This window comes from Nocardia sp. NPDC019219, assembly GCF_040632645.1.
In the GTDB taxonomy this organism is placed as follows: Bacteria; Actinomycetota; Actinomycetes; order Mycobacteriales; family Mycobacteriaceae; genus Nocardia; species Nocardia sputorum.
Genome location: NZ_JBEYCG010000001.1, coordinates 345,156 through 368,989, shown reverse-complemented (window position 1 = coordinate 368,989; position 23,834 = coordinate 345,156). Strand labels below are relative to the sequence as shown.

Genomic DNA, 23,834 nt, shown 5'->3' with positions numbered 1-23,834 from the left:
AACGATGACCGCAGGCATCGCCGTCCAGCAGGAGGTTTGCCTGCGGAAGCGAATGCCGCTGCGCCACTTCCGGCAGTTGCACGGGCCGGAGGCGAGGCGACTGTTCCACCGGCAGCCCGAACCGTTCGGCGACGACCACACCGATCGTGAGCTGCTCGCGGTCGGGCTCGGCGCAACGCTGTACGCACCGGCGACCAGGCCCGATCTCGCGCTGACGATCGGCAGGCGCGCCGAGCACGGGGTGTGTTCGATGGTGATCGACCTCGAAGACGCGGTCGCCGATCACGAGGTCGAGTACGCCAAGCGGCAGACCGTCGCCGCGCTCGATCTGCTCGCGGGCAGCCATGACGCCAACCCGCTGTTGTTCGTGCGGGTGCGCGACGCGGACACGATCACCGAGCTCATCGAGCAACTCGGACCGGGTGCCAGGGTGCTGACCGGTTTCGTGTTCCCGAAGTTCGACAGCGTCACCGGGCCGAAGTACCTCAACGCGCTGAACGTGGCGGCCCAGCGGGTGGACCGGCCACTGTACGGAATGCCGGTGCTGGAGTCGCCGGGGCTGGTGCACCGGGAGACCCGCGATTACGAGCTCACCCAGATCGCGGCGCTGCTGGCCGCGCACCGGGACCGGGTGCTCGCGGTGCGGGTCGGCGCGACGGACATGTGTTCGACGTTCGGCATCCGGCGCGATCGCGACCTGACCATCTACGACGTACGCGTGGTCGCCGACGTGATCGCCGACATCGTGAACTACCTGGGGCGCGCGGACGGCACCGGTTTCGTCATCACGGGACCGGTGTGGGAGTACTTCGCCGACCACGAACGGATGTTCCGGCCGTTGCTGCGGACCGCGCCGTTCGAGGAGTCCGACGCGGTGCCGTTCCGGCAGTACCTGGTGAGCCGGGATCTGGACGGCTTGCTGCGGGAGATCACGCTGGACCGGGCCAACGGCATCCAGGGCAAGACGGTGATCCACCCGTCGCACGTGGCCGCCGTGCACGCGCTGTCGGTGGTGACGCACGAGGAGTACTCGGACGCGCTGGACATCCTGCGCGAGGACGTCGGCGGCGTGGCGGCCTCCGGCTACCGGAACAAGATGAACGAGATGCGGCCGCATCGCAGCTGGGCGCGGCAGACGCTGTTGCGTGCACGGGTGTTCGGCGTGGCGAACAAGGGAGTGTCCTTCGTGGATCTGCTGACGGCGTTGGTCACCGTATGAGCCGGACCTCGACCGAATTCGGTCACAACGAAATATTCTGGGCGACAAGAAATCTCGGCATCGGGCTGCATCACGATCCGGAAGGCGGCGCGGAGCGGCTGCGTTCCGCGCGGCTGCCGATCACCGCGCTGGTGCAACCGGGCGTTCGCCACAACAATCGGCGCCGGGCGCATCTGCTGGTCTCCACCGTGCTCGGCAAGCACCTGCCCACCGATCCGCGCGTGGTGCTCGGCGCGGGCGATCAGCTGGGCGACCTGGTTCGAGCGGTGCTCGGTGCGCGCGAAGCCGTAGTGCTCGGATTCGCGGAGACCGCGACGGGGCTCGGCCATTGCGTGGCCGCGCGGATCGGCGCGAGCTGCTACCTGCATTCGACCCGGCGCGCGGTGCCGCACGCGACGACGCTCGCCGGTTTCGAGGAGGGGCACTCACACGCCACTTCCCACCTGCTGCAACCGGCGCCGGCCGGCATCTTCGTCAACGATCTGCCGCTGGTGCTGGTGGACGACGAGATCTCCACCGGTGACACCGCGATCGACGCGGTGCGGGCACTGCACGCCTTCGCGCCCCGCACGCACTATGTGCTCGCGTCGCTGGTGGATCTGCGCACCGATGCCCAGCGGGCCGAATTCGACTCCGTGGCTGCCGAACTCGGGGCGCGCATCGACACCGTGTGCCTCGCCACCGGCCGCGCGTCACTGCCCGACGGACTGGTGGACGCGGTCGGCGCACTCCCCGAGCCTCGGCTGAACCCGACCGCCGGGCACACCGGTTCGTTCGGGCGCGTCGAACTCCCGTGGCCGACCGCTGTGCCGGAGGGCGGCAGGCACGGCATCCTGGCCTCCGACACCGGCGCGTTCGAGGCCGCGCTGCTGGACGCGGGAGGTGCGCTGACCGCCCGGCTCGATGCCGACTTCCCCGGCCGGGCCGTCATCGTGCTCGGGCACGAGGAGCTCATGTACCTGCCCCTGCGGCTGGCGGCGCTGCTCGCCGAGTCGGGGACGCCCACGCGTTTCCAGACCACCACGCGGTCGCCCGCGTACGTGCTGGACGAGCCGGGGTATCCGTTGCGGCGGGGGTTCCGGTTCGTCGCGCCCGAGCCGGGCGACGCCGAGCCGCGCTATCTGTACAACGCGCAGTGGCCCGCGACCTCGCTCGACCTGTTCGAGGCCGACCTCGCGGGGCTGGGCGCGCTGCTCGCTGGTTCGCCGCACGGCGATGCCGTCGCGATCTCGGACGACGGTGTCGACAGCGGCGCCGAGGGCGACGGCCCGGCCGCCGACCCGGTGCTCGTCGTCGTGGTCGACTCCCCCGCCGACACCGCGGAGCTGACGGCCGAGCACGGGTTGATCGATGTGCTGACCGCTTCCGGGGCCGACGTCCTGCTGGCGGTGCTGCCGGAGGCGGACCCGCGGCGGCTGCACGCCGAACGCACGGAGTCGGACGGGAGCCGGGTATGACGAGTACCGAGGTGGGTGCGCTACCCACCCCCCTGCACGGACCGCAGTTCGGCTCCTACGCGGCCGAGGAAGTCTCCTGGCTGCTGAAGGATCTGTCGGACGTCGACCTGGAAGCCGACATCGTCGAGCGGGAACGGCGGATACAGGCCGGGAAGGCGCACTACGCGGAGTCGCTGCCGATCGAGTATCAGCCCGACGCGGCGTACCGATCGCTGTTCGACGAGGTGCTCGCGGCCAGCGCCGAGCGGCTCGCGCTGGCCGTGGCGACCGTGTCGGAACTGGTCGTCGCCGAACGCGGCGACGACATCGTGCTGGTGTCGCTGGCCCGTGCGGGCACACCGGTCGGCATTCTGATGCGCCGCTGGCTGCGGGCGCGGCGTCCGAGCCTCGAGGTGCCGCACTACGCGGTGTCGATCGTGCGGGATCGCGGCATCGACGCGGTGGCGCTGGACTATCTGGCCGAGCATCACGATCCGTCCTCGGTCGTGTTCGTCGACGGGTGGACCGGCAAAGGGGCGATCACCCGCGAGCTCACCGAGGCGCTGGACGCCTATCACGCCGCCGGTGGCCCCCGGTTCGACGACGAATTGGCGGTGCTGGCCGATCCCGGGCACTGCGTGCGCACCTACGGCACGCGCGACGACTTCTTGATCGCCTCCGCGTGCCTCAATTCGACGGTGTCCGGATTGGTCTCGCGCACCGTCCTGAACGACACGCTGATCGGCCCCGGCGATTTCCACGGCGCCAAGTTCTACCGCGAACTGGCCGGTGACGACGTGTCCGGGCGTCTGCTGGACACCGTGAGCGGCGCCTTCGACGCGATCCGCGACCGGGTGCCCGCGGAGGTGGCCGGAGTTCGCGCGAGCGACCGGACGCCCACCTGGACCGGCTGGGCGTCCGTGCAGCAGGTGCGCGAGCAGTACGGCATCGCCAGCGTGAACTTCGTGAAACCCGGCGTCGGCGAGACCACCCGGGTGCTGCTGCGGCGGGTGCCGTGGCGGGTGCTGGTGCGCGAGGCGGACGCACCGGAGCACGCGCACATCCGCCTGCTCGCCGCGGCCCGGGGCGTCCCGGTCGACGTCGTCCCCGACCTGGCATATTCGTGCATGGGATTGATCAAGGACGTGCAGCAGTGAACCTATCTCCGAGAGCCCACCGAAGACGTGCGCTGATCGCGACCGATTTGGACCGGACGATGATCTACTCGCGTAACGCCTTCAGCACCACCGCCGACGTGCCGACGGTCTGCGTGGAGCATCTGGAAGGGGCGCCGCTGTCGTTCATGACCACCACCGCGGCGCTGCGGATGCAGACCCTGACCGAACCCGCCGCCATCGTTCCCACCACCACCCGCACGATCAAGCAGTTCGACCGCATCCGGCTGCCCGGAGCGCCGTGGCGCTACGCGATCACCAGCAACGGCGGGAACATCCTGGTCGACGGCGTGCCCGACCTGAGCTGGCGCATCGCCATCGACGCCAAGGTTCGCGCGGGGGGCGCCACGCTGTCCGAAGTGAGCAAGGAACTGCACACCCGCATCGATGACTCCTGGGTCACGAAGTTCCGCGTGGCCGACCATTTGTTCTGCTACCTCGTGGTGAAGCCGAAGGAGGTGCCCGAGGGGTTCTTGGCGGAGTGGGACGACTGGTGTCGTTCACGCGGTTGGTCCGCGTCTCAGCAGGGTCGCAAGATCTACACCATGCCGCAGGTCGTCTGCAAGAGCCGCGCGGTCGCCGAGGTGCGCAAGCGCCTCTGGGAAAGTGGAGAACTCGCCGACGAGGCCCGGACACTCGCCGCGGGCGACGGCGCCCTCGACGCCGAAATGCTGCGCGCCGCCGACTCCGCCATCCGCCCCCGCCACGGCGAACTCGAACACCTCAACTGGACCCACCCCAACCTCACCATCACCCGCGCCACCGGCATCCTCGCGGGCGAGGAGATCATCAACTGGTTCATCAAGGGAGCTCCGGCTTCCGCCGCGTAGTAAGTACGGCATCCGTGTACTGCTCGGTGGTGAGATCGCCGTCGGCGATTCCGAGTTGACGAAGTGTGGACCGAACGAGCTCCAGCGCTTCCGACAGTTCCGCTTCGGGCACGATGGTTTCCAGCTCGATGAACGTGCCGTCCAACTCGGGGACCGTCACCAGTGTGGCCAGCAGGTCGCGTCCTTCGGACTCGAATCGATAGTTGATGCAACGCTTTTCAAGGACGACCAGCTCTTTCAGGCCGATACCGCGTAGCACGGAGTCGAGCACCGTAGGGTCGGCCACCTCGGTTTCGTATTCCGGCTTCGATCCACTGCTCGTGTCGACCGCGGGTTCCTTGTAGGTCAGCAGGGATCGCCGCCCATTGCCCGTAGTGATCGTCCGCAACCGCAGCTCACGGCCCTCCGAAGACAATCGCTCGTCCGGCAGGTCGTAGTAAGTGTCCTCATACTTCGCGCGCTGACCCATGCTCCGCGCCGCCAGCGTAGCCTGCACTGACTCGACGTCACGGACTCGAGCCTTGATTTCGGCCTCGATCATGTGACCGATCCTCTCTTCGCAGCCTCACACCGATTCGGCGGCACTCTCGAAGTTCGACTTGAAGTCCGGGCATTCGACCAGGGGGTCGTGGTTGCAGGTGGCGGCGTGGCGGAGGCTGTCGCGCATGCGGATGAGGCGGGCTATGTCGTCGTCGAGTTGTCGTGCTTTTTCCGCCATGCGGGTGCGGAGTTCGGCGTCGGAGGGGGAGGCGCGTAGGAAGCGGGCGATTTCGGCGAGGGTGAAACCGGCGCCTCGGGCGCAGGAGATGAGGGCGAGGCGGTTCAGGATGTCGGGGTGGTAGGTGCGGCGTAGGCCGTTGCGGCCGGTCGCTGCGATGAGACCGCGCTTCTCGTAGAAGCGCAGGGCGGAGGGGGCGAGGCCGGTTTGCGCGCCGACCTCGGCGATATCGAGCAGGTCGGTCATCTCGTCTCCTTGACTTGAACCGCGCTTCAAGTCACAGACTAGCTCGCATGACAATCCACCACCTCAATTGCGGCTCCGTCCGGCAGATCGAAGCCACCTACGACGGCCCCGCCCCCGCTCATGCCGTGAACCACTGCCTGCTGGTCGAGACGGCGTCCGACGGACTGGTCCTGATCGAGACGGGCATCGGACTCGATGACGTGCGCGACCCGGCGGGCACCCTCGGGGCGGACTGGGTCACGATGGCCCAGCCCGTGCTCGCCGAAGACGAGACCGCGATCCGCCAGGTCGAGCGGCTCGGCTACGACCCCGCCGACGTCCGGCACATCATCCTCACCCACCTCGACGTGGACCACTGCGGCGGACTGCCCGACTTCCCGCACGCGCGGGTCCACGTGCTCGCCGCCGAGCTGGCAGCGGCACTGGCCGAAGCCCCGAGTTACCGCTACCGCCCCGCGCACTGGGCGCACGACCCGCACTGGGTGACCTATCCGTCGGGCCCGACCGGCAACTGGTTCGGCTTCGACGCGCTCCAGCCGAAGGACCTGCCCGACGACTTCCAGCTGATCCCGCTGGGCGGGCACACGGCGGGCCACACCGGTGTCGCCGTCCGCGATGGGGACACTTGGCTGCTGCACTGCGGCGACGCGTACTACTACCATCGCGAACTCGACCCGGCCCCGCAGCCGCACCCGGTGCTGGACATCGTGCAGACCAGCTCCGAGGTCCACCACGACCTGCGGCTGGGCACTCAGGCGCGGCTGCGCGAACTACACCGCGATCACGGTCACGAGGTCACGCTGATCAGCGCGCACGACCCGTGGGAGTTCCAGCGCGCGAGCTGACTCACCGACGCTGCCAGCACTGCGCCCGATCACCGAGGTTCCACCAGGAGACGTAGTCCGGGTCCTGGTCGAGCAGCGTCCATCCGGCCTCCAGCCTGTCGAAGAACGTGCTGTCGGCCGTGCGCCCGCCGCGCGGTTCACCGACGTAGATCAGCAAGGAGCCGCCCGCCTCCTGGTAGGCGGCGAGGGTGCCGGAGGCCATCGGGTTCTCCCAGCCGGGCGGCCAGCAGAGGAACAGCGCGTGGTCGGCGTGGGCGGCGGCCAGAGCGGCGATCGACGCGGGTGGCGTCGCGGTGGGATGCCACGTCGTGGGTTGGCCCGCGATGACGGGAAATGCCGGGTTCGGCGCGCGATCCGGCGGGTGCGAGTCGAAAGCTGTGGTGGGCACGCCGATTCGAGTCAACTGATGCGCCCAGTAGCCGCGACCGGAGCCGACTTCCAGCAGCTGTCTGCCCTGCGCGACGTCCGCGACCCAGCGCAGCGTCGCGGGCGAGGGGATCGCGTAGGCATAGGCGCCTTGCAATAGAATCTGCGCATACGCCAGACGCGCACTGCCTTTCGGGTTTCCACCGTTCACTTCAGAACGGTTGGCGCGCTCGCGCGGCCCGGGCGAGACCGCGGCGGCGACAATGTCCCAATAGGGGTTCGTGCTCGCGCCGCCGGTCAAGTAGTGCAGGAGGTGTAGGTCGAACGTGGCGTCGGCGATGTCGTCACCGGTACCGGGCAACCGTCCGGCGGCGGACCAGTAGACGGCCACCCGCGGATACGCGGTCGCGAAGGTGGATTCGTCTCGGACCAGGTTCGTCAGCGCCGTGCGACGCTGTGGCGAGAGCGCCAAGTCAGCCATGACCCGATTCTGCGCCGACCGTTGACTCGCCCCGGCGAACATCGAGTCGAGTTCACCGTTCCGACGCGAATCCTTTGCTCTCCGTATGTGATACGCCGGTTCGACCAGTCTATTCTGACGCGGTTGTCCGCTCGCCGGGCGAGCACGCGCACGAGCGTGCCGCCCCTGTGCTCGAGGCAGGGGCGGCCCGGGGCATCTCAGATGATCTGCGCGGTGGGCAGGATGGTGATCTCGGTGAGGTTGACATGCTTGGGGACGGCGGCGACGAAGGCGACGGTCTCGGCGACGTCTTCGGACTGCAGGACGTCGATCTGGTCGATGAGGTCGGCCATCAGCTTGCTGGCGTCGGGATCGCTGACGTGGTCGGGCAGCTCGGTGTCGACCATGCCGGGTTCGATCGTGGCCACGCGAACGTTCTTGCGGCCGAGTTCGGTACGCAGCAGGCGGGTGAGTTGGCTGATGTAGGCCTTGGTGCCGGAGTAGACCTGAAACTTCTCGAGGACGCGGGTGGCCGCGATCGAGGAGGTGGTGATCAGGTCGGCGGGCTTGCCGTCGGCGGCGGCGTCGACCAGGGAGGTGACGAAGGCCTGGATGGTGTTCATCACGCCCTTGATGTTCAGGTCGATCTGGGTGTCCCAGTCCTCCACTTTCAGGTCCACGATCTCGGAGATCAGCTGGACGCCCGCGTTGGCGAAGACCAGGTCGACGTCGCCGAGTTCGGCGCGGATCCGGTCGGCGGCCGCCTGCATCGCAGCGCGGTCGGTGACGTCGGCGGTGACGGCGAGAGCGGTGCCCCCGGCGGCGGTGATGCGGTCGGCGGCAGCGCCGATGCGGTCGCCGCGGCGCGCGAGCAGGGCGACCTTCGCCCCGAGTCGGGCGAGTCGTTCGGCGGTGGCTTCCCCGATGCCGCTGGAGGCGCCGGTGACGACGGCGACGCGGCCTGCGAGGGGTGTTCCGCTGATGACCTGGCTCATGATTTCTCTCCTCAGGAATGTGTTTTTCCGGTTCTCGGAAGTACGCAATCCATCCTCGGTTCGCAGAGCATCAGCTAACAGGACGCAACCCACCTGGGTGCCGCGCACCCAGGCAAACACGGGCCGTATGGCTATCGCTCGACCCGAGTTACAGTCCCGAAACAGGCGAAAAATGGACCGGCGTCCACCTCTGCAGGGGGCTTGCAGCGAAGTCGGGTGAACGTGCCCCGGTCGCAAGAAGCTGGAGTTAATAAACAGTTATCGACGGGTTCGGTTCGTCAACCCTGCTCGCGGAAGGAGACGTCGGAATCCTCGCGTTCGCGGTACTTCGTCGCGGACAGCGATCCCAGGAGTTTCAAGGCTTGCTCACTCGGTGACCCCGGTTCGGCTTGATAGATCACCAGCTGCTGTCCTGGCTTGTCCCGCACATCGAACGCTTGGAAAACCAAGCTGAGCGTGCCTACGTCAGGATGCGCGAGTTCTTTCGCCTCCACCGTCTTGCCCCGCACATGGCCTTGTGCCCAGTACCGGCGAAACGCCGGGCTCGCCGCCGAGACTTCCGCCACCAACCGGGTCAGACGAGCGTCGTCGGGTTCGTGCCCCACCGCCAAACGCAAGGACGCGACTGTGGACTGCGCCGCACGATGCCACTCGGTGAAGAATTCCGGGCCTGCGGGATCGGTGAACACCATGCGCACGAGGTTGTCCGTGTCGGCGAAGGGCGAGAACAGCGCCTCGGCGAGACGGTTCGTGGCCAGGATGTCCAGTGTCCGATTCAGCACGAACGCCGGAGTCGAGGCATAGGTGTCCATCAGTTGCAGAAGCATCGGGCTCACCGGCTCCCGGCCGCCGGACCCGCGGGACGCCGGAACCAACCGGGCCAGCCGGTACACATGCATTTCCTGGTCGGCATCGAGCCGCAGCGCACGGGAGAGCGCGTCGAGCACCTGGGCGGACGGGTTACGTTCGCGACCCTGCTCCAAACGCGTGTAATAGTCGGAACTGAGCCCGGCGAGGAAGGCGACTTCCTCCCGTCGAAGGCCCGCGACCTTACGCACGCCGTATGTCCGGACCCCGACTTCCTCGGGCGACACCTGCGCGCGACGCGACCGGAGGAAATCTCCGAGCTCATTGGACGACATGTATCGAGCGTAGTTCCGAAGGCGTGCTCGTAGGTGGGTGCGCTGCACCCACCGAAGCCGCGACATCGTCGTCGTCCACGCTGCGTGTCGCCGGGTGCGGCACCGAGGCGGGTGTCCGACTGGTGGGAGTCCGCCACCAACGCGCTCAGTACTGCTGCTGCCCGGCCAATTGCTGCGCGATGAGCCCTTGCAGTCTTTGCAGGCCGCCGACGGTGATGCCGCTCTGGATCTGCCCCTCGATGGTCCGTACCAGCATCGAGTCGCTGAGCACCTTCTCGCTGGATTGGATCAGCACGGTCCCCGCACCGGTGAACTCGAACTGCCGCTCCTCACCGGAGTTCACGCCGAAGCGCGCGGCACCGGCGGCCAGGAAGTTCGAGATCCAGCCCTCGTCGTAGTGGTGGCTGGGGGAGGGGCAATCGGCCCATCCGACCAGCGATTCCGGATCGACGCGCAGCGGCGGCTCGGCGAACATGACCGGCCCGTTGGACGAGGCGAGGAACTTGCCGGTGCCGATGAGGGTGAGGAACCCGGGCACGATCGACTGGTTCAGCGACAGGCCCGGCTCGAAGGCCAGCAGGTTCGCCGCCCGGATGGTCAGGTTGCCGTTGTCCTCGAGATCGTAGGAATTGATGTCGTAGCCGCGGTCGCCGATGATCAGCTTGCCGTGCCCCTCCGCGACGACGTAGTCGCCGGTGAACAGCGGTGCGGAGAACTGCTGCGACACCATGTGCAGCAGCCCGCCCTGCAATCCGTGCGTGAGCATCTGGAACCGCATGTCGCCGTAGTAGGCGATCATCGCGCCCTTGCGCATGAACCACGGCTTGTTCAGGTCGATGCAGTACGCGTAGCTGTTTCCCGGGATGTTGTCGCTCTCACCGAGATTCATGGGGTTGAGGATCTGGGACATACCCTGCTCACAACTTCTCTTCGGAGGCCTGCACGTAGACGACGCCCTGCCCGACGCAATGCAGCTGCATCGCCTCCCCGGAGCCACGGCCGACGGCGTCGCGCCAGCTCAACGCCGACTTGAGCTCGGTCTGCACGTTGCCGTAGGCGGCGACGAAGGCTTGCGGGTCGACCACGATCGGATTCGGCCCGCCCACTTGCAGTTCCAGGAATCCGCCGTGGCCGAGCAGCACCGCGGCGCCGTGCCCGGACAGCTGGGTGGTGAACATGCCTTGGCCGGTCAACGCGCCCGAGGCCGCGCCGCGCAGCGCGCCCATCAGACCGCCGCCCCCGCCCCCGCCGCCCGAACTCATGACGGAGACCACCGAACTCTGCAACCCGGCGGTGTTGGCCAGCAGCCGCGATGCCTCGACGCGCAGCGTCGCACCCGGCTGCAGGTGCACCACGTGGACCTCCAGGCCGGCGAATCCGTAATGGACCACGCCGTTGCCCTGCGCGAGCATCGTGCGCTCGTGCTCACCCGCCATCGCGCGGCCCGCGAGACCCATCAGCCCGCCCATACCGCCCATGCCCTGGGCACCCGGGATCTGATGCGGCGCGAAAGACACAGCGCCCGTATAGAACAGCATCGCGCCGTTGCGAGCGACCACCCCGCCCGCCACGCCGACATCGACCTTGACGACCTTGCCGTTGACCTTCTCGAACACAGCTCGCCTACCGTTCCGCCGGTTGGATCGACACCACGCCCTGGCCGTCCCAGCGCAGCGAAAACGCCTCGCCCGCGTCCTGGCCGACGAAACTGCGCCACGACACGTCGGTGACGAAGGACTGGTTGAGGTTCCCGCGCGCCGCGACGAACGCGTCCGGATCCACCACCAGCGGATACTGCGGGGAAACCTCCAGGTGGATGAGCGGGCCGCCGGCCGAGAGCAGCGCGACCTGACCTTGGCCGGAGACGGTCGTGGTGAACAGGCCCTGCCCGGTGGACGCACCGCGCAACCCGGCGAAGCGTACGTCGGTGCGCAGGTTTCCGGCGAAGGCGAGCAACTGTTGCGACTCCACCTGCAGCGTCTCGTTGTTCAGGTTCACCACGGTGACGTGCTGGCCGTTGACCGCGAAGAACACCCGGCCGTGCCCGGCGCATTCCATCAGCGACAGTTTCTCACCCGTGGCCCGGCGCTTCAGCCCGGCGAGCACGCCGTCGCCCCCGCCGAAACCGGCCGCTTTGAACTGAACGTTTCCTTCGTAGGCGATCATCGAACCGGAGATCGCGCGGAGGCTGGTCCCGGCCAGGTGAGCTTCGATCACCTTCTTCGATTGCTCGAACAATTGCGCCATGCGATGTTTGCCTGCCGTCTGGATCGGGAACACGGTGTGACCGCCGTATTCCATCTGCGTGCCGTCACCCTAACCGATGCGTTCTCGGGTGTCGGGCCAGCGCGGCCGTTCAGTACGAGCGGCGCGCAACGCGTTTCTCGTAGAGTGTCAGGCGAACGCACCGACAAGCGAAGGGTCGAACTTGTCCGCAACACTCGCCAAGGGCCAGAACGGTCCGCTGGCCACCAACGACGTGGTGATTTCCGTCCAGCTCTCGGCTCCGGCGGATCTGTCGGCACTACTGGTCACCGAGCGGGGCAAGGTCCGTTCCGACGCCGACTTCGTCTTCTTCAACCAGCCCAGCGGTCCCGGCGTCAACCTGCAGCCCGCCCCCGCGGGACAGCCCGCGTCGCTGGCGGTGTCGTTGCACGCGGTGCCCGCCGACATCGATCAGATTCGCGCGGTGATCACGCTGGACGACGCGAACAGCAACTTCGGCCAGTTCCCCGCCCCCACCGCGATCGTGTCGGACGCGGCCGGTAACCAGTTGTACGAGTACCGGATCGAAGGACTGAACACCGAGTCGATCGTGATCGCGCTCGAGCTCTACCGCCGCCAGGGCGCGTGGAAGGTGCGCGCGGTCGGACAGGGGTACGCCGGCGGTTTCGCCGCGCTGGTCACCGATCACGGTGTGACGGTCGACGACGCTCCTGCCCAGGCGGCCCAGGCGCCACAGGCCCCGCCGCCGCCTCCGCAGCAGCCGGTCCAGCAGCCGCCGAACTACCCGCCGCCGACCACCCCGGCGTACCCGACCCAGCAGCAGTCGCCGCAGTACGCGCCGCCCGGTCCCGGTTACCCGCCCCCTGGTCCCGGCTACCCGCCGCCCGGCCCCGGCCAGCCGCCGCAGGGCGGTCCTGGTTACCCGCCTCCCGGCCCGGGTTACCCGCCGCCGCCCGGTCCCGGTTACCAGCAGCCCGGCCAGCCGCCGCAGCAGCAGCCGCAACAACCCGCGGAAGTCAGCCTGAGTAAGGACCGACCGGTCAGCCTGGTCAAGGGCCAGCGGGTCACGTTGCGTAAGGAAGGCGCCGCGCTGACCTTCGTCAAGATGGGTCTCGGCTGGGATCCGGTGCGCAGCCGCGGTATGTTCGGCAACCGCACGGTCGACATCGACCTCGACGCGTCGGTCATCATGTTCGCCGACATGAACCCGGTCGACGTCGCCTACTACGGCCAGCTGACCTCCAAGGACGGCTCGATCCGCCACCAGGGCGACAACCTCACCGGCGAGGGCGAGGGCGACGACGAGATGATCCTGGTCGACCTGACCCGCGTCCCGGCGCACATCACGACGCTGGTGTTCATCGTCACCTCCTACAAGGGCCACACTTTCGAGCAGGTGCAGAACGCGTTCTGCCGCTTGGTCGACGGGACGAACAACGGCGAACTGGCCAGGTACACCCTCGCCGGGGGCATGCCGTTCACCGCGATGGCGATGTCGAAGCTGTACCGGGTGGGCAACGACTGGAAACTGCAGGCGCTCGGTGAGGGCTTCCAGGCCAAGCATCCGGGTGAGGCGGTGCCGCAGCTCGGCCGGTTCCTCGTCAACGGTTGACCGGCGGCGGACAGCGGGGCGGATACGGTGATACAACTGCAGGCCGGTCAGAACATCCCATTGACCGGTGAGGTCGTTCGTTTCAGCGCGAAAGCCGAGGCTGCCCTCGATGTTTCCGCGCTGGTGGTCGCCGAGAACCTGAAGGTTTTCTCCAGCGACGATTTCGTCTTCTACAACCAGCCCGCCGCGCCGGGGGTGGCCCTGGCCGCCGACGGGGTCACGATCACGCTCACCGAGGTACGCGCCGACGCGAAGGCCGTGCTGCTGGTGGTGAGCGCCGACCCGTCCGCCCCCGCGCGGGCGGACGGCCTCGGGCCGGTCACCGCCACGTTGTCCGAGAACGGCGGCGTGACCGCGGAGTTCGCGATCACGCCGTCGTCCGGTGAGACGGCGCTGATCTGTCTGGAGGTGTACCGGCGCGGCCCGGCCTGGAAGCTGCGCGCGGTGGGCCAAGGCTACGCGGGCGGGCTGGCCGTGCTGCTCACGGCGCACGGCGTCGAGGTCGACGGTTCCTCCACGGAGTCGGGGCAGCCCGGCACGCACACCATGGCCGGCCCACTGGCCGGTGACGCGCAGATCGCCGCCGCCGGTGCGCCGCTGGAGGTCGGTCACGGCTTGGAGCGGCTGTGGATGGTGTTCGAGGACGCCGCGCGGTCGGCCGCCGCGCTGGTCTCGGCGCGGGAGTACGCGGCCAAGCGGCTGGACAACGAACTGTCGCTCGCCGTCTCCGATCCCGCGACCAGGAACACTCCAGAAGCCGAGCAGGCGCGTCGCGTCGCGCAGCAACGGCACGACGAACTCGTCGGCACCGCCGAGCACAACCACGAGCGCGACGCCGAACAGCTGAGGGGCGAACTCGCCGAGGCCGACCGGGTGCTGCCGCCCGCCTTGGCGTCTTGGGACTCGCCGGCTTGGGACAAGCCGCCCGCGCCGAGCGACGGCATCCGGCTCGGCGAGCTGTACGCCCTCGACCGGGGAACGTTGCGCATCCCGTATTGCGTTCCGGTGCCGCTGAACCGGCCGCTGTGGATCGATGCCGAATCGACCCGCGCGGTCGCGCCCGTTGTGGGCGCCCTGCTGGCCCGGCTGCTCGCCACGGCGCCGCAACGGCGGACATTGGTGGACATCATCGATCTCACCGACGCGTTCAGCGGCTTCACCGGCCTGCTCGCTCCCGTGCTGAACGGTCCTCCGATCACCGACCACGCCGAGATCTCGGCGCGGCTGCAGGCGTTGGTCGACGCGGCCGAACTCGCCGAATTGGCCTACACGAGTGGCGCCTTCACGCCACCCGCCGAGCATCGGGTGCTGTTGGCGGCGGATTTCCCGCACGGCTACCAGAGTTCGGACGCCCAGCGGATCGGCGCGTTGATCACGCGGGGCGAGCTGATCGGACTGTCCATCGTGATCGTCGGCGCGAACGAATCCGATTCGGCCGACACCACCGTGGCGATGCTGTCGCAGTCGTGCCGCCACCTGCCGACCGTCGACGGCACGCCACTGTTCGATCCGTGGACCGGTAGCGCCTGGCAGCTGGATCTGGACATGCTGCCGCAGGAACCGGAACGGCAGGCGCGTTTCTTGCGCACCAGGTGAGCGTCTGAGCCGGCGGCCGGATCAGCCGCGGGCGACCGCCGGTCGCGGTCGCAGCGGCTCCGGCAGCCAGGCCAGCAGCGGGTCCGGCATGCGGTCGACGATCCCGCCGACCGGGTCGTCGACGAAGTCGCGCCGCACCAGGTCCTCCTCCGGGCGATAGATCTGCCGCACGATCACGGCGCACAGTCCGAGCACCGCCAGGTCGCGCAGTGCGACGGTGCCGGTGAACCACTGTTCGGGCAGGCCCTTGCGGTCCAGACCGAGGTAGTAGAACATGCGCGGGACCCAGACCAGGGCGTCGATGGTCATCCAGGCCAGCAGGATGCGCCGGTGCGGAAGTGCCAGGACGGCGAGCGGCACCAGCCACAGCGAGTACTGCGGACTCCACACCTTGTTCGTCAGCAGGAACGCCGCGACCACGAGGAAGCACAGTTGTGCCAGCCGCGGCCGCCGCGGTGCGGTGAGGCCGATGTAGGCGATCGCCGCGCATGCCGCGACGAACGCCAGCAGCGAGACGGCGTTCAGGATGGCGGGCTGCTCCCCGTGGGTCAGCACGCCGTCGAAACCGGGCCAGCCGGTGAACGACGAGATCACGTTGTAGATGGAGTCCGGGTCGGCGTGCCGGGTGGTGTTCAGCCGGAAGAATTCTCGCCAGCCGTTCGGGAACAGCGCGGCGATCGGCAGGTTGACCGCCAGCCAGGTGGCCAGCGTGGCGCACACCGTGACGGACGCGGCGCCGAGCGGACGGGCGCTGAGGAACTGGATGCGGTAGGGCGTCTCACGCACCCACGCCAGGAAGGTGTGCCAGCCGTCGATGTCGCGGATCCGTAGGCCGAGGTGGGTGCGCGGCGTGCGCTGCATCGTCTCGGTACGCAGGCACAGCACGACGATGGGGCCGAGCAGCAGCAGCGGATACAGTTTCGCGGCTCCGCCCAGACCGAGCAGCACGCCCGCGACCACCGGTTTGCGCCGTGCCCAGGCCAGCAGGCCGGTCGCGGCGAAGGCCGTCGCGAGCGCGTCGAAATTGGTGAACGCGTGCACGATCACAAGCGGTGAACAGGCGATCAGCGCCGCGTCCCAGATCCGGCGGCCGGACAGCAGGGCCGACGCCCAGACGGTGATCAGCCAGGCGATCGCCAGACCGAACGCGACGACATTGAAGTAGATCACCACCTGCAGCGCACCGGGCAGTGGCGCGACGTCCCAGCTCTTCGCGATCCGCATCGCGAGGTACTGGTACAGGCCCGAGAGCACCGGATACTCCATGTATCGCGTCTCCCGGCCACCGTCGGGAGTCTGCTCGGTCCACTGCTTCTTGTACGGGAAGGCGCCTTCGTTCAGTCTTTCCGCGCCATAGAGCGGGACGGTGTCCGAGTAGCACATCGCCACGTACTGCCGGCCGTTGTTCCAGTCGAGCGTCGGGCCGTCCGCGCCGTTGGTCTGCTGGATGCAACCTGCTTTGCCGAACCAGCCCAGTGCCAGGAACACCACCGTGAACGCCAGCAGCACCCGCATGGGCGTCCAGAACCGCACGCGCCCGATCAGCGCGTGATCACCGACCGGCCCGCCGATCACCGTGGACAGTTGCGCGGCGAGGGAATCATTGCGACTCGGCCGGTCTCGGGCGTCCGCGGATCGGAGATCGGATGCGAGCGGAGCCGGGGCCGCGTAGTACGCCCCACCGGGCTTCACCTGGTCCGACAGCGGTGCCCTCCCATTCCTCCGTGGCTCCACCAGCTGCTGATCGGTCACGGATCCCGAGGCTACCCGGAGTGCGGCCGACGGTCGGGATCGAGTCGTCCACACCCTCCACGCGTGCCTTCCGTGCACAGCCGCGGAGCTTCGAATACGACACAGGCCGGGACCGACCTGATGCGGTCGGCCCCGGCCTGCGTGACAGTGAACTACCGGCCCCGTGTCGGCGCGGTTCCGGTCGTGCCTTCGTTGTTCGAGTTGCCGCTGTTGCCCGGTCTCGGTGAGCCGGTGGCCGTCGGCGACGAGCCGTCGGACGGCGCCACCGGCTGGCCGGGCAGCGGGCCCGAGTCCGATTCCCGCTGCTGCTGCGGGCGCTGCTGCTGCGGCGCGGGCTGGACGCCTGGAACCGGGATGGTGATGCCGGGCAGGATCTCCACCTGCGTCGGTGCGACCACAACCGGAGGCAGCAGCGGGGTATCGACCGTGGACGGCGGTGTGTAGGGAGCTGACCACTCCGGCACACCGGCTTGACCCTTGATGGGGGCGGGCTTCGGGAAGTTCTCGTTGGTGGTGCCCTTCAGCGCACCGTCCATCGTGGCCTTCCAGATATCCGACGGCAGGCCCGATCCGTAGATCATGCCGCCACTGGCATTCCGCAAGGGGTCTCCCTGCTCCGTTCCCACCCACACCGCGGTCGACAGCGAGGGTGTGTAGCCGACCATCCAGGCGTCTTTGTTCTCCCCTGTATCGCCGAGCTGCGCCGTACCGGTCTTCGATGCTGATTCGCGTCCGTTGGCCAGCCCGTGGTTGCGGGAGTAGGCGGCGATCGGCTTCATCGCGGCGGTGACGTTGTCGGCCACCGCCGCCGAGACGCGCTGCTCACCGGCCACTTCACCCCGATCGAGCAGCACCTGCCCATCGGCGGTCACGACCTTCGTCACGAAGTGCGGCGCGTGATAGACGCCGGAGGCGGCCAGCGTGGCGTAGGCGGACGCCATGTCCAGCGGCCGGGCTTGGTACTGACCGAGCACGATGCCGTTGTTGGGCCCGGAGCCGTCCGGCTCGGTGAGTGTCTTGCCCACGCCCGGGATGGTCTCCGGAATGCCGAGCTTGTGCCCCATGTCGGCGATCTTGCGTGGACCGTTCTGCATGTCCAGCTGCATCCGGTAGAAGCTGGTGTTCAGCGATCGCTTCAGCGCCTCGGCGATGGTGCACATGCCGCACTGCTCGCCCTCGACGTTGGTGATCTTGATGCCGTTCACCGTGATGGGTGAGCTGTCGTACATCTGCGAGAGCGGGATGCCTTGCTCCAAGTTCGCCGCCAAGCCGATGACCTTGAAGGACGAACCGGTCTGCAGACCCGCGTTGGCGAAGTCGTAGCCCTGGCCGTCGTTGCCGCCGTAGTAAGCGCGCACCGCGCCGGTACGCGGATCGACGGAGACCACGGCGGTGCGCAAGTTCTCCGGCTCGCCGTCCATGTTCTTGTTGACGGCGTCCACGGCCGCCTGCTGGGCCTTCGGGTCGATCGTGGTGGTGATCTGCAGGCCGGAGGTGTTCAGTTGCTGCTCGCTGATGCCCGCCGCGGCGAGTTCCTTGAGCACCTGCGTCTTGATCAAGCCCTCGGGGCCGGAGTCCTGTTCCTTGTCGCGCGTCGACGCGAGCGGGACCACCTGCGGGTACTGCAGGCCCTGCCGCTCGGCCGTGTTCAGGCTGCCGAGGGAGACCATGCCGTCGAGCACGTAGTTCCAGCGGGTCTTCGCGCCCTCCGGGTTCTTCTCCGGGTCGAGGCTGGACGGCAACTGGATGGTGGCGGCCAGCACGGCACCCTCGGCGACGGTCAGCTCCTGCACCGGCTTGCCGAAATACGCCTTGGACGCCGCGTCGATGCCGTACGCGCCGCGACCGAAGTAGATGGTGTTCAGGTACGCGGCGAGGATCTCGTCCTTGCTCCACTGCCGCGCCATCTTGGCCGAGATGACCAGCTCGTGCATCTTGCGGGTCAGCGAGCGTTCGTCACCGACCAGCGCGTTCTTCACGTACTGCTGGGTGATCGTCGAGCCGCCGCCCGCGCTCTCCTTGCCGAGGACGTTGTCCCTGGCCGCGCGCGCGAAGCCGGAGATCGAGAAGCCGGGGTTGGTGTAGAAGTCCCGGTCCTCGGCCGCCATCACCGCGTTGCGCACGTGCGGCGGGATCTGGTCGATGGTGACGTCGGTCCGGTTGCCTTCCGGCGGGACGACTTTACTGATCACCGACGTGCCGTCGGAGGCGAGAATGGTCGCCACCTGGTTGGTCTTCAGGTCGCCCGGTTGCGGCACCGACACCGTGGTGTACGCGGCCAGGAAGATGCCGCTGGGCACCAGGATGGCCAGCGCGATCATGACGTAGAGCGTGCGGCGCACGATCCGCCACGGGAACTTCTTCTTCTGCGCGGGCTGGCGCCGACCCGGCCCGTCGGAGCCGTTGCCGCCGCCACGGCGCGGCGGCGGGCCGGACGGCGGTCCGCCCGCGGCCTGCCTGCGCTCACCCGTGGTCGGGCCGCTGCCGGGAACGCGACGTCCATCACGGTCCACCGCGGGACGCCCACCGGTGGCCGGACGCGGGCCGGTGCTGGGACCGCGCCGGTCGCGCTCGGCCACCGCCTCGGTCAGCGAGCCGGGTCGCTGGATCCGCTGGGTCTGCTGGGGGCCGGAAGCGCCGCCGGTGGGCACGCCGCGGTTCGGCTGCGGCGGACGGCCCGGCTGGGGCGGACGGCCGCCCTGCGGCGGTCGCCCGTTCGGCGGGGGGCCGGGGCGGCGCGGCGGCTGCGGCCCGCGCGGCTCGCCGGGGACGGGACGCCCACCCGACGGCTGACCCGGACGGGCGCCGGGCGGCGGCCCGGGACGGGGATTCTGGTACGGGTTGGGACTTGGACGTGAACTCTGCGGAGGACGACCGCCATGTGGCTCATCGCCGTAGGGCTCGTAGGGCGAATTCACTGACAAGATCTCCATAACTCGTAGCGGTCCAGGTGGCTATCAGCGGTAGTCGTCACCGCGGCGGACGCGTGCCTGCTCCCCGAGTCAGCCGACGGGGATGACCCAGGCACTTCATTCGGCGGCAGTGCGCCGGTTCGCGCGTGTCCCGGTGCGGCGGCGCGGCGGCGCCGGCGCGGAACCGAGCACATAGGACTGCACCAGATGATTCCAGCTGCACGTCCGGCATACCTCGACGACATGAACCGAGAATTCTTCGCGCGTCTCGGCGAGTCGCGCAAGCTCCTCGGGTGTGCGAGCCGATCCGGCGACCGGCCCGAGGCCGTCGCCGAAGACCCAGGATACGAGGGTCAGTTGTTCCTTCCGGCAGATGGGGCAGGTGACTTCGCTACCCCGGCCGTGGAACTTCGCCGCACGCAAGAGATAAGGATTCGCATCACACACCTCGGCGACATCGACCCGGCCCGCATAGACGTCAGCCAGCAGCGACCGGCGCCGGAGGGCGTAGTCGACAACTTGCCGCTGAATTCGCACGAGAACCAGAGTAGCGGTGTTGGAATCACCCCGCCCCGGGCTGTGCGGATTGACCGGTCCCGACCGGCCGCGATCCAGCGCGTCGCGGCGTGGCCCGGGCTACCATCCGTCTGTGTCCACCGCAGCATCCGGGCGCACGCGAGCGCGTGACCTCGACCGCGCCGCCGCGTCCAGCTTGCTGGACGCCGCCTACGCCGAGGGACAGCTCGGCGCCGACGAGTACCACGACCGGATCGCGCAGGCCGCGGCGGCGAAAACGCTCGGCGACCTGTCCGCGCTCACCGCCGATCTGCAAAGCCAGGCCACGGTGCGCGGGTTCACTCCGCAGCGCTCGGCGAGTACGCGAAAACGCCTGCGCCGCTCGGCATCCGGAGCAAGTTATCCCGATCACACCCGGGCGCGCGATGCCGATCGCGCCACTACTCGCGAGCTGCTCGACGCCGCCCGGGTCGACGGCCAGCTGTCCGAAGAGGAGCACGACACCCTCGCCGAACTCGCCGCGGAGGCGCGCACCCTGGGCGATCTGCGGGATCTGGTCTCGGACTTGCAGCGGCCCGGCGATATCGCCCCGGCGCCGCGGCCGCCGCGCTCACGCCGCCGGTGGTACACAGCCGCGGTGACCGTGGCCGCGGTCCTGGCCGCCTGCGCCGGATTCCTCGCGGTCACCCGGGAAGCGGAGGAACCGCACCCGAAGGCGCAGGCCATGCCCGTGCTGGACCAAGCGACGGTGCAACCGTTGGTCATCCCCACGCCGAGCCCGCACACCACCGAGGGAATCGCCACGTTCCTGCGTAATTACCAGCGGAAATTCGGCGACCTCCAAGTCGATGAGCTGTATATGCACGAGGACTACGCCTCGCTGGTCCGGGCGGTGCCGGGGCAGGCGAACCGGAAGGTCGCCTACGACTACCGCGGTGGCTTCACGCAGTCCCGGCAGATCGAGACCCGCAAGGCCGACACACCGTCGGTGGATCTCGGCGCGTTGAACGCGGAGGCGATCGGCCGGGCGCTCGCCGACGCGGCCACGATCGTCCGGGTGCCGGGCGGCGCCGTGACGCATTTCTCGGTGAGCGTGGCCGATGCCAGGACCAACGCCGAACCCCTCGTCACCGTCTACGTGAGCAACTCGGTCAGGGAGAGCGGATACTTCACGATGACTCCGGCGGGCGAGATCCGCCGTGTCTCGCCGTTCAAAGGGTAGGACGATGGCGACAACCCGATACAGCGGAATCCGCGCCCGCGATACCGACCGCGCCGACGTGTGCGGTCTGCTCGACGCCGCGCTGGCCGACGGACAGTTGACCGCGGGCGAGCATTCCGCGCGTACCGCCAAGGCGATGGGAGCCAAATCCTTCGGCGAGCTGGACGCGTTGATCGATGATCTGCAGGTTCCGGACGACCTCGCGAACGCCCCTGTGGTCCGCGTGGACCGGCGGCGCCCGCGGCGCTGGCTGGCGCCGGTCTCGACGATCGCGGCCGCCCTGGTCGCGGGCGCGATGGTGGGCGCGATCAGCCGCTGCGGCGTCGATCTGCCCGGTTCGTCGGAGAAGGTTCCCGACATGACCACCGGTGCGGGCCTGTCCTACTTCCTCGCGGAGTATCGGGCCGAGTTCGGGGACCTGATCGCCGACGATGTCACCCTGTACCCGAAGTACGCCCTGGTTGACCGGCAGAAGCCCGGCAACGCGGCCCAGACCGGCGACTACCGCTACGACGGCGACTTCGGCACCTCGCGGGCCTCCGAGCGCAAAGCGGGGACGCGCACCTTCGACCTCGCCGCCATCGACGTGCCCGCCATCGCCCGCCTGCTGGCCGGTGCGCCGCAGACGGTGAAGTGCCCGGACGGCGTGATCAGTCACGTCAGCCTGCAGTTCGACTCGCCCGGCGCGGTCGACCCCGGTCCCGTGGTCGATATCCATGTGAATTGCCCTGGCGGCGCTTCCGGATACGCGAAGGTCACTTTCGCGGGCGAGCCGCTCGCGGTCTTCCCGCCCTCCCGCTGAGTCGGTAGGTCGTCCACGGCGGGGAGACGTCTGTGCACAGATGTATCGCTCCGATATAGTGGGAAGTCGCATCCATCGGTTAGGTCTGAACACAGTCAGGGGGTGAAGCCCGGTGCTCGAGCTGGCAATCCTCGGGCTGCTCCTGGAAGCGCCCATGCACGGGTACGAGCTGCGCAAGCGGCTGACCGGCCTGCTCGGGGCGTTTCGTGCCTTCTCCTACGGATCGCTCTACCCGACGCTGCGCCGCATGCAGGCGGACGGGTTGATCGCCGAGGAGATCCCCGCGGGCGCGACGACACGCCGTGCGCGACGGGTCTACCAACTGACCCCGGCCGGGCGGGAGCGGTTCAGCGAGCTGCTCGCCGACACCGGACCGCAGAACTACACCGACGACGGCTTCGGCGTTCATCTGGCTTTCTTCAGCCGCACTCCCGCGGAAGCGCGGATGCGGATCCTGGAGGGCAGGCGGCGCCAGGTCGAGGAGCGCCGAGAGGGGCTCCGGGAGGCGATCAAGAAGGCCAGCGGGTCGCTGGATCGCTACACCCGGCAGCTCCATCAACTCGGACTCGAATCAAGCGAGCGCGAAGTGCGCTGGCTCAACGAGTTGATTGCGGCGGAGCAATCGACGAAGGCGGCACCACAGAAAGAGGGAAATATCGGCCATGAGTGACAACGAGAAGGCTGACAACGCCACAGCGGTTCGCGTCGCCATCGTAGGTGTGGGTAACTGCGCCTCTTCGCTGGTCCAGGGCGTGCAGTACTACCGGGACGCGGACGAGTCCTCGACCGTTCCCGGTCTGATGCACGTGCGGTTCGGGCCCTACCACGTCCGCGACGTCAAGTTCGTCGCCGCGTTCGACGTGGACGCCAAGAAGGTCGGCTTCGACCTGGCCGAGGCGATCTTCGCCAGCGAGAACAACACGATCAAGATCTCCGACGTGCCGCCGAGCGACGTCGTCGTGCAGCGTGGCCCGACCCTCGACGGCATCGGCAAGTACTACGCGGAGACCATCGAGCTGTCCGAGGCCGAGCCGGTCGACGTGGTGCAGGTGCTGAAGGACAACAAGGTCGACGTGCTGGTGTCCTACCTGCCGGTGGGCTCGGAGGAAGCCGACAAGTTCTACGCGCAGTGCGCGATCGACGCGGGTGTCGCGTTCGTCAACGCCCTGCCGGTGTTCATCGCCTCCGACCCGGTCTGGGCGGAGAAGTTCACCAAGGCCGGTGTCCCGATCGTCGGCGACGACATCAAGAGTCAGGTCGGCGCGACCATCACCCACCGCGTGATGGCCAAGCTGTTCGAGGATCGCGGTGTGCAGCTCGACCGCACCATGCAGCTCAACGTCGGCGGCAACATGGACTTCAAGAACATGCTCGAGCGCGAGCGCCTGGAGTCGAAGAAGATCTCCAAGACCCAGGCCGTCACCAGCAACCTCAAGAAGGAGCTCGGCGCCAACGACGTGCACATCGGCCCGTCCGACCACGTGGGCTGGCTCGACGACCGCAAGTGGGCTTACGTCCGCCTGGAGGGTCGCGCCTTCGGTGACGTGCCGCTGAACCTGGAGTACAAGCTCGAGGTGTGGGACTCGCCGAACTCCGCGGGCATCATCATCGACGCGGTGCGCGCGGCGAAGATCGCCAAGGACCGCGGCATCGGCGGACCGGTCATCCCGGCTTCGGCCTACCTGATGAAGTCCCCGCCGCAGCAGCTCGCCGACGACATCGCGCGCGCCCAGCTGGAAGCCTTCATCATCGGCGCGGAGTAGG

General features: G+C 68.5%; 22 protein-coding genes. 11 read left to right on the top strand and 11 right to left on the bottom strand.

Features of this window, described 5'->3' with window-relative positions:
* The first annotated feature begins 4 nt into the window (after nucleotides 1-4).
* From ABZ552_RS01740 to ABZ552_RS01725, 4 genes are read left to right on the top strand one after another with little or no spacing between them, the layout of a single operon-like run.
* Nucleotides 5-1,219 carry an HpcH/HpaI aldolase/citrate lyase family protein gene (locus ABZ552_RS01740; RefSeq protein WP_281876382.1) on the top strand — a complete coding sequence of 405 codons (1,215 nt, stop codon included), beginning with the start codon at nucleotides 5-7 and terminating at the stop codon, nucleotides 1,217-1,219.
* Nucleotides 1,216-2,676, top strand: a complete 1,461-nt coding sequence (locus ABZ552_RS01735) for a phosphoribosyltransferase domain-containing protein (protein WP_281876380.1) — start codon at nucleotides 1,216-1,218, stop codon at nucleotides 2,674-2,676. The genes ABZ552_RS01740 and ABZ552_RS01735 overlap by 4 nt, the downstream gene beginning before the upstream one ends.
* Entirely contained in the window at nucleotides 2,673-3,812 is a 1,140-nt protein-coding gene (locus tag ABZ552_RS01730) for a cysteine protease StiP family protein (RefSeq protein ID WP_281876379.1), read from the top strand. Before ABZ552_RS01735 ends, ABZ552_RS01730 begins: the two co-directional genes overlap by 4 nt.
* 59 nt (nucleotides 3,813-3,871) lie before the next feature.
* Nucleotides 3,872-4,660 carry an HAD family hydrolase gene (locus ABZ552_RS01725; RefSeq protein WP_281876378.1) on the top strand — a complete coding sequence of 263 codons (789 nt, stop codon included), beginning with the start codon at nucleotides 3,872-3,874 and terminating at the stop codon, nucleotides 4,658-4,660.
* Here the strand turns inward: ABZ552_RS01725 and cyaB are convergent.
* Both cyaB and ABZ552_RS01715 read right to left on the bottom strand, forming a co-directional pair.
* Entirely contained in the window at nucleotides 4,632-5,201 is a 570-nt protein-coding gene (gene cyaB / locus ABZ552_RS01720; protein ID WP_281876377.1) for a class IV adenylate cyclase, read from the bottom strand. The genes ABZ552_RS01725 and cyaB overlap by 29 nt on opposite strands.
* 24 nt (nucleotides 5,202-5,225) lie before the next feature.
* Nucleotides 5,226-5,624 (bottom strand): MerR family transcriptional regulator, encoded by a 399-nt coding sequence (locus ABZ552_RS01715; RefSeq protein WP_281876375.1) that lies wholly within the window; start codon nucleotides 5,622-5,624, stop codon nucleotides 5,226-5,228.
* A 47-nt stretch (nucleotides 5,625-5,671) separates the two neighbouring features.
* On the opposite strand from ABZ552_RS01715, the gene ABZ552_RS01710 reads away from it, so the two are divergent.
* Nucleotides 5,672-6,469 (top strand): MBL fold metallo-hydrolase, encoded by a 798-nt coding sequence (locus tag ABZ552_RS01710; RefSeq protein WP_281876374.1) that lies wholly within the window; start codon nucleotides 5,672-5,674, stop codon nucleotides 6,467-6,469.
* Nucleotide 6,470: 1 nt separating this feature from the next.
* On the opposite strand, the gene ABZ552_RS01705 is transcribed toward ABZ552_RS01710, so the two are convergent.
* The 6 genes from ABZ552_RS01705 to ABZ552_RS01680 all read right to left on the bottom strand — a co-directional run bounded on the left by ABZ552_RS01705 (nucleotide 6,471) and on the right by ABZ552_RS01680 (nucleotide 11,679).
* On the bottom strand, nucleotides 6,471-7,316 hold the full coding sequence (locus tag ABZ552_RS01705) for a hypothetical protein (protein ID WP_281876372.1): 846 nt from the start codon (nucleotides 7,314-7,316) through the stop codon (nucleotides 6,471-6,473).
* 197 nt (nucleotides 7,317-7,513) lie between these two features.
* Nucleotides 7,514-8,290: an SDR family oxidoreductase gene (locus tag ABZ552_RS01700; protein WP_281919374.1), complete on the bottom strand. Its 777-nt coding sequence runs from the start codon at nucleotides 8,288-8,290 to the stop codon at nucleotides 7,514-7,516.
* Between the two features lie 278 nt (nucleotides 8,291-8,568).
* Complete coding sequence (locus tag ABZ552_RS01695; protein ID WP_281919375.1) at nucleotides 8,569-9,432, bottom strand: helix-turn-helix transcriptional regulator; 864 nt, start codon at nucleotides 9,430-9,432, stop codon at nucleotides 8,569-8,571.
* Nucleotides 9,433-9,577: 145 nt separating this feature from the next.
* Nucleotides 9,578-10,342, bottom strand: a complete 765-nt coding sequence (locus ABZ552_RS01690; RefSeq protein ID WP_063016753.1) for an AIM24 family protein — start codon at nucleotides 10,340-10,342, stop codon at nucleotides 9,578-9,580.
* Nucleotides 10,343-10,349: 7 nt separating this feature from the next.
* Entirely contained in the window at nucleotides 10,350-11,048 is a 699-nt protein-coding gene (locus tag ABZ552_RS01685; RefSeq protein ID WP_281876369.1) for an AIM24 family protein, read from the bottom strand.
* Between the two features lie 7 nt (nucleotides 11,049-11,055).
* Entirely contained in the window at nucleotides 11,056-11,679 is a 624-nt protein-coding gene (locus tag ABZ552_RS01680; protein ID WP_281881213.1) for an AIM24 family protein, read from the bottom strand.
* 181 nt (nucleotides 11,680-11,860) lie between these two features.
* Between ABZ552_RS01680 and ABZ552_RS01675 the strand changes: the two genes are divergently transcribed.
* Nucleotides 11,861-13,270, top strand: a complete 1,410-nt coding sequence (locus tag ABZ552_RS01675) for a TerD family protein (RefSeq protein ID WP_357435198.1) — start codon at nucleotides 11,861-11,863, stop codon at nucleotides 13,268-13,270.
* Between the two features lie 27 nt (nucleotides 13,271-13,297).
* Nucleotides 13,298-14,866 carry a TerD family protein gene (locus ABZ552_RS01670; protein WP_281876366.1) on the top strand — a complete coding sequence of 523 codons (1,569 nt, stop codon included), beginning with the start codon at nucleotides 13,298-13,300 and terminating at the stop codon, nucleotides 14,864-14,866.
* A 21-nt stretch (nucleotides 14,867-14,887) separates the two neighbouring features.
* Here the strand turns inward: ABZ552_RS01670 and ABZ552_RS01665 are convergent, their stop codons facing one another.
* The 3 genes from ABZ552_RS01665 to ABZ552_RS01655 all read right to left on the bottom strand — a co-directional run bounded on the left by ABZ552_RS01665 (nucleotide 14,888) and on the right by ABZ552_RS01655 (nucleotide 20,067).
* Nucleotides 14,888-16,558, bottom strand: coding sequence for a glycosyltransferase 87 family protein (locus ABZ552_RS01665; protein ID WP_281919431.1), 1,671 nt, complete (start codon nucleotides 16,556-16,558; stop codon nucleotides 14,888-14,890).
* A gap of 212 nt (nucleotides 16,559-16,770) precedes the next feature.
* A complete protein-coding gene (locus tag ABZ552_RS01660) occupies nucleotides 16,771-18,939 on the bottom strand; it encodes a transglycosylase domain-containing protein (RefSeq protein ID WP_281881211.1) in 2,169 nt (722 codons plus the stop codon).
* 708 nt (nucleotides 18,940-19,647) lie between these two features.
* Complete coding sequence (locus ABZ552_RS01655; protein ID WP_063016743.1) at nucleotides 19,648-20,067, bottom strand: DUF5318 domain-containing protein; 420 nt, start codon at nucleotides 20,065-20,067, stop codon at nucleotides 19,648-19,650.
* Between the two features lie 112 nt (nucleotides 20,068-20,179).
* Here ABZ552_RS01655 and ABZ552_RS01650 point away from each other — a divergent pair, with 112 nt between their 5' ends.
* From ABZ552_RS01650 to ABZ552_RS01635, 4 genes are all read left to right on the top strand, one after another.
* Entirely contained in the window at nucleotides 20,180-21,268 is a 1,089-nt protein-coding gene (locus tag ABZ552_RS01650) for a DUF1707 domain-containing protein (RefSeq protein WP_357435196.1), read from the top strand.
* 4 nt (nucleotides 21,269-21,272) lie between these two features.
* Nucleotides 21,273-22,070, top strand: a complete 798-nt coding sequence (locus ABZ552_RS01645; protein ID WP_357435194.1) for a DUF1707 domain-containing protein — start codon at nucleotides 21,273-21,275, stop codon at nucleotides 22,068-22,070.
* A gap of 112 nt (nucleotides 22,071-22,182) precedes the next feature.
* Nucleotides 22,183-22,740, top strand: coding sequence for a PadR family transcriptional regulator (locus ABZ552_RS01640; RefSeq protein WP_039803160.1), 558 nt, complete (start codon nucleotides 22,183-22,185; stop codon nucleotides 22,738-22,740).
* The gene (locus tag ABZ552_RS01635; RefSeq protein WP_159841241.1) at nucleotides 22,733-23,833 is read left to right on the top strand and encodes an inositol-3-phosphate synthase; all 1,101 of its coding nucleotides are present in this window, start codon (nucleotides 22,733-22,735) and stop codon (nucleotides 23,831-23,833) included. The genes ABZ552_RS01640 and ABZ552_RS01635 overlap by 8 nt, the downstream gene beginning before the upstream one ends.
* The last annotated feature ends 1 nt before the right edge of the window (nucleotide 23,834 follow it).